4 protein-coding genes are annotated in these 5900 nt (G+C 58.1%); 3 read left to right on the forward strand and 1 reads right to left on the reverse strand.

Going from position 1 to position 5900, the window contains the following annotated elements:
* Window positions 1–22: 22 nt before the first annotated feature.
* The 3 genes from SGJ19_08130 to SGJ19_08140 all read left to right on the forward strand — a co-directional run bounded on the left by SGJ19_08130 (window position 23) and on the right by SGJ19_08140 (window position 5677).
* Entirely contained in the window at window positions 23–2431 is a 2409-nt protein-coding gene (locus SGJ19_08130) for a serine/threonine-protein kinase (protein MDZ4780204.1), read from the forward strand.
* 126 nt (window positions 2432–2557) lie between these two features.
* Window positions 2558–3292 carry a hypothetical protein gene (locus tag SGJ19_08135; protein ID MDZ4780205.1) on the forward strand — a complete coding sequence of 245 codons (735 nt, stop codon included), beginning with the start codon at window positions 2558–2560 and terminating at the stop codon, window positions 3290–3292.
* Window positions 3293–3355: 63 nt separating this feature from the next.
* On the forward strand, window positions 3356–5677 hold the full coding sequence (locus SGJ19_08140) for a hypothetical protein (protein MDZ4780206.1): 2322 nt from the start codon (window positions 3356–3358) through the stop codon (window positions 5675–5677).
* Between the two features lie 12 nt (window positions 5678–5689).
* Here the strand turns inward: SGJ19_08140 and SGJ19_08145 are convergent.
* On the reverse strand, window positions 5690–5900 hold a 211-nt coding region (locus SGJ19_08145), incomplete at its 5' end, for a transposase (GenBank protein ID MDZ4780207.1).

The following is a 5900-nucleotide window of genomic DNA, read 5'->3' on the forward strand; positions in this document are numbered from 1 at the left end:
ACGCTTTCGCCGCATCGCTGAGATTGGCATTCAGGCTGCCGAGGCGCTCGATCATGCGCACCAGATGGGCATCGTGCATCGCGATATCAAGCCGTCGAACCTGATGCTCGACGAGCGCGGCAAACTTTGGGTCACCGATTTCGGCCTCGCCCGCAACCAAGGCGACGCCAGCATGACGATGACCGGCGACCTCGTCGGCACGTTGCGCTACATGAGCCCCGAACAGGCGCTGGCCAAACGCATCACTGTCGACCACCGCACGGACATCTATTCGCTCGGCGTGACGCTGTACGAACTGTTGACCTTGCGCCCCGCATTCCCCAGCAACGACCGCCAAGAGACGCTGCGGCAGATCGCTTTCGAAGAACCGACCGCGCCACGCAAGCTCGACAAGTCGATTCCGGAAGAATTGAAAACCATCATCCTGAAAGCGATGGAGAAGAACCCTGAGGATCGCTACGCCACGGCCCGCGACGTGGCGGACGATTTGCAAAGGTGGGTAGAGCATAAGCCGATCGTGGCGAGAGCGCCGGGAATCGGTCGCAGGGCTATGAAACTCACCCGTCGCTACGCAGGCATTGTCACCACTGCTTCTGTCGCGCTTTGCATTCTGGTCATCGTGTTGGCGTGCTCCCTACTACTGTTGAACACTGCGTTTCAGAAGGAAGCACAACAACGTCAACTTGCGGAGTTTGAAGCCAACTTGGGACAGGAAGTCTTGACCAATGCTCTCGAAGTGATTGATCGCACGATCTTGACTTTGGGAGTAAGGGAATTGAAGCGATACCCAGAAACGCAAGAATTGCAATTCCGACTTGTGACTGATGCCTTGTCAGTCTGCGAAAAGATGCTTCGCGACGCTGGCGATGTGGGCGCGGCAGTCCGCGTGCTGAACATGACTCAGTACCTTGCTCGCGTAGAACGACAGCGTGGCAATGCTGAAGTCGCGGCCGCATTGGAGGAACGCGCACGGGCGGTTGTAACTGAGTTGAGCGAGCAGAGTACGCGTGACCCTGCATTGGCAGCGACTCTGGTGGACGAGATTACGGAAGGACTCGCACTCAGTGATGTCGCTAAACACCAATCCATCACGGCAGACCTGCTCTTTCAACTCCTCCCGCAGTTCCGCCGAATACCGCAGAACAGCGAGAATTTCTACCTTGAGGCCTTGGCTGCCGAAGGTGTGTCGCGCTCTGCTGAATTATCAAACAAGAATAAGCTCAAATTGCTGGCCGATTTGGTTGAGCGGGGCCAAGTTCATGAAGCCGGTTTGTTAGACCAGTATCTAGTCCCTGTCGCATTTTCCACGCTCTATCAGGCCATGGCAAGGCTTTACGAAGAGGACGCCGAGAATGCGATGGCAGCCGTCGCCTGGGGGCATGCGGCAGAGTACCAGGAACGATTCTTTCGCCACTCCAAGCAGCCTGGCTATGGAACTGTCGCCGCGCGTTGTCTCCTGGAGCAAGCGGAAGTGGCGCTGCCTGAAGATCGCGAAGAGTTGTTCGCGAAAGCATTGGAACTTGCTGCTCCTCGTGAGCGAGAACAGGCTATCGCAACCGGACAACTAGCAGCTGTCCTGTTGCGTCAGAACAAGCTTCAGGAGGCAGAGAAACTGGCAACCCGATCCGTCGAAATCTGGAGGCTTTTGCTGAAGGAATCGTCCGGGTTAGACATCCAGACCTGGTTTCCGTCCAATCCGACGATTTCGCTGAGTTACGAGACACTGGGCGAAGTGCTCGAACTGAAGGGAGAGCGAAAAGAGGTCGCGTCGCTGTTCGAGGAAGAGATCACGATGTGGAGAAAATTCACCGAAAGTGTTGATCCGCCAGACCAGGTTTGCGTTAGAGAACTAGCGCGGGCGCAGTTTGCCTACGGGGCATTCGAGATCGTCGCCGGAAATCGCAAGGAAGCCCGTCCGCCATATCAATCGGCGCTAAACGATACTCGACAATCGCTTTTGCAAGTCAGTCGATACCCACGCGGACTTCCGGCATTGCACCGCCTCCTCGCGTATCAACTGTTGATGAGTCCTGCAGTGCGGTGGCGCGACCATCAAAGTGCGTTTGCGCACTTGGTCGAAGCGAGAAGCACGTCTGACAACAAAGAAGGCGTAGAGTATATTGAAGCCCTTCATAGCCTTCGCACTGGCAACTCCGCTGCTGCCATTGAAACACTGCGATCCCATAAGCCTTCGATGGCCTTGGCGCTAGCTTATGCGTTAGTGCCGGACGAAGACGCAGCAATTAATGTTGTGAGCAAGGTTCACGTTGAGACAGAGCACATCTATTCTGGCCGGGGAGGGCTGCGCGAATATGAAGTGCAGTTACGCGAGCTCGCGAAGATCCTCGCAATCGATGTCCGCGAAATGAAACTCGCCACGCCGTTTCTCGAACGCTGGATACGCCGGCCGCTGCCAGGGAAAACGGATTGATCCGATCCCTTCATCGACTCCCCAAAACGCGTGCCTAGGGGGCGCGTCTCGATCGCCGTGCGCGCCGAAAGAGATATCGGTGCAACTTCACGACAGCCGCAGTTACACATTCCAAGGAGCTTCATAGTGCCTCAACTTCGCAACATCATTCGAGCGACCGCTATTGTGTTTCTGCTTGCGCCGGGGATTTCGGCATCCATCATTGTCAACGATGGATCGATCGAAACACTTGTTGGCGTAGGTCCATCAGGACCTTATGACGTCGACTCCGTGAGTGGCGTGTGGAACGGCACGTCCTCATTCATGTTGTCGGAATGTGTCAGCCACATTTCGCTCAGCACAAATGGCGACAGCGCGACAACGGTGTTCGATTTTCAACGCTCAGGCGACTACTACGATCAGGCCGTTGGGCGAACGGCGATAACCTTTACATCAGTCATGGATCAGCCGTTTGTCCTCTCTGGTGGCATCGCAAACTTCACTGGGCACACCATTTGTGAAGCCTTACTCTATGACAACACAACGGGCGGCTACCTGTTCTATACGGCGCAACATAACTACTCGCCGGATCCCCATACCGTCGAACTAGGGCTCGGCGGCGGCAATGTGTACGGTGGAACTCAAGGAAGTTTGTTCGGCACATTGATTGCCGGACATAGCTACTACTGGACGGTGAGTGCGCTTACATCCAGTCGCGACAACGTGGATGATGGCGCGACCGGTATCGGCAGCTTCTCTCTACGTGTCGGTGACGCGCCGCCCATTGAGGCTGTTCCGGAACCCGCCTCCGTCGCAGTCTGGTCTTGTCTCGGGCTGATCGCCATCGGCGGCGCGTGGTGGGAAAAACGGCGCTCGCGTTAGTTGACTCGCACGGCGTGATCCCCTCAACCACTACCGCACTTCACTTACGCGCAAAGGAAAGCCATGAACCGTCCCCGAAACAACCGCCGTTTCAACTTCGAATCCCTCGAACGCCGCGAGCTCATGACCGCCGACCCTGGCTGGGCCTTTCTATTGGGCGGCGCGGGGTCGTTGTCGGCCGAATCGACCGTCACCGTCGGTCCGGATGACCACCTGTATGTGACTGGGTCGTTCACGGGCGCGATCGACTTCGATCCCGGTCCTGGCACGAACCAAGTTGTCACGCCCGTGAATGTGCAATACGGCTACATCGCCAAGTACACGCAGCAAGGAGGGCTCGTCTGGGCGAATACCTTCAGCGGCAACGGAAGCTGGGGCGAATTCAGCCGAGCGCTGGAGTTCGACGCCGCCGGGAGCTTGTACATCGCTGGCATGTCGAATTCGACGGCCACGCAATTCGGTTCGACGACCCTGGCGAGTCAAGGCAGCTATGACGTGTTCGTGGCCAAGGCGAGCGTGGCCACCGGCGCGTTCATCTGGGCGAAAGGCGTTGGCGGTCCGGGCGAAGAACAGGCCGTCGGATTGGCCGTGTCCGACGCAGGGGACGTGTACGTGACCGGCATGTTCTCTAACACGGTCGACTTCGATCCCGCGACCAACTCAGTCCACGAGCTTACTGCTGCCGGCAGTTCTGGCTTACAAGATGGCTACGTCTTGAAACTCAACTCGCAGGGCAATTTCGTTTGGGCTCGCCAATTCGGCGGAGAACAGTCCGACTCTGGCCACCGAATTGCGTTGGGTGACGATGGCGATGTCTACGCCGTGGGACATTTTCGTGGAACCGTCGACTTTGGCTCACCCGAGAATCCGCTGCCGCTGACAGGACCGGCATCAAACGCGTCCAACGCCTATTTCGTCAGGCTGGACCAATCGACCGGCGAAACGAACTGGGCCAGACAAATGAGCGGCGAAAGGAATGGGGCGGCTCGCGTTGCATTTGACGGGCTGGGCTCTGTTTACGTGGCCGGCGACTTTGACGGAAGCATCACTCTGGGCAGTGGCCCAACGCTACTGAGTGAAGGCGGCGCTGACGGGTACTTATCGAAATGGGATGCTGAGGGCAATGTCCTTTGGGCCGAATCATTCGGTGACGGCCCGGGTGACGCGTACTGTCACACGCTTCGCGTCGACGCTCAAGGCAGGCCCATGTTGGCGTTGAACTTTGATGGAACGGCCGATTTGGATCCAGGTCCTGGTCTCGCTAGTTTCACGAGCGTGGACAACAACGACGGCGCGCTGCTGCGATTGGACACGAACGGCGGGTTCATTTCCGCACGCCAATACAAAGGACCAGGGGACACGCGTGCCTTCACCGTCGACGAAGACAGCCTGGGCAACGTCTATGTCAGCGGCCTGTTTCAAAACAGTGTATCCCTGCCAACTGGCGATACATTGACGCGCAGCGGCAATGGGATTTTCGTGAACAAGATCGCCGTCGCCGCCCCCACCAAGTTCTTCGTCGTCGACGGCACGGCAGACAACACCCACGAGTATGACGCCAGCGGCAATCGCACCGACAACTACGTGTTGAATAGCGCGAACAGCAATTCGCGCGGGGCGGCATCGAACGTCGCCGGCGACAAGGTCTGGGTCGTGGACGCCAACAAGAAGGTCTACGTCTACAACATCGCCGGCGGATTGCTCGGTTCGTGGACGGCGAATGGATTGTCGAGCCCGACCGGCATCACCACCAACGGGACCGATGTCTGGATCGTCGATAGTTCCACCGACAAGGTCTACAAGTACACGAGCGCGGCGTCGCGGCTGTCCGGAAGTCAAAGCGCGGCGAGTAATTTCAACCTCAACAACCAAAACGGCAACGCGACTGACCTGGTCACCAACGGAACGAATATCTGGACGGTCAACAGCGCCGCGACCGACAAGGTGTTCCGCTACAGCATGACCGGCACGCTGCAAGGCAGTTGGACGATCGACAGTCGCAACACGAGCCCCACCGGCATCACGCTCGATCCGGCCAGCCCGAGCACGTTGTGGATTGTGGACAACGCCACCGACCAGGTCTTCGCCTACGCGGGCGCAACGTCACGCACGAGCGGTAGCCAAGCAGCGGCAATCGCAGTCAATCTCGGCCAAGGTAACAGCGATCCGCAAGGCATCGCCGATCCACCGGCGCTGGCGGACGAGGTGATTCTGGAACTCTCACGAGAATCGGTGCTGACGCGAAATGCCGAAATGACGGAGCCGGCTGCGCGGCCCAACATTGGCGCGTCACGGCTGGCTGCCGATCAGGTGTTCAGCACGCTGTTTGGCAGTTCGGATGCGGTGGCGCCCAAGCGCATGCGACGTCTGGCAAACTTCGGTTAGTGCGCATCAAGCCTAAGTGTAGCGATATCCGCAGTGGCGGAGGTAGTTGCGGCATTCGGTGGCGGTGAATTGATGGAGGAGTTCGCCGCAGGCTTGCCAGAGCGCGTCGACGGTGCGATGCGTTGCGCTTTTGAGCAGCCATTTGAACTTGGCGAACGCCAGTTCAATCGGATTGAAGTCGGGGCTGTACGGCGGCAAGTACAACAGCGACGCGCCGACCGCT

This window comes from Planctomycetia bacterium, assembly GCA_034440135.1.
GTDB lineage: Bacteria > Planctomycetota > Planctomycetia > Pirellulales > JALHLM01 > JALHLM01.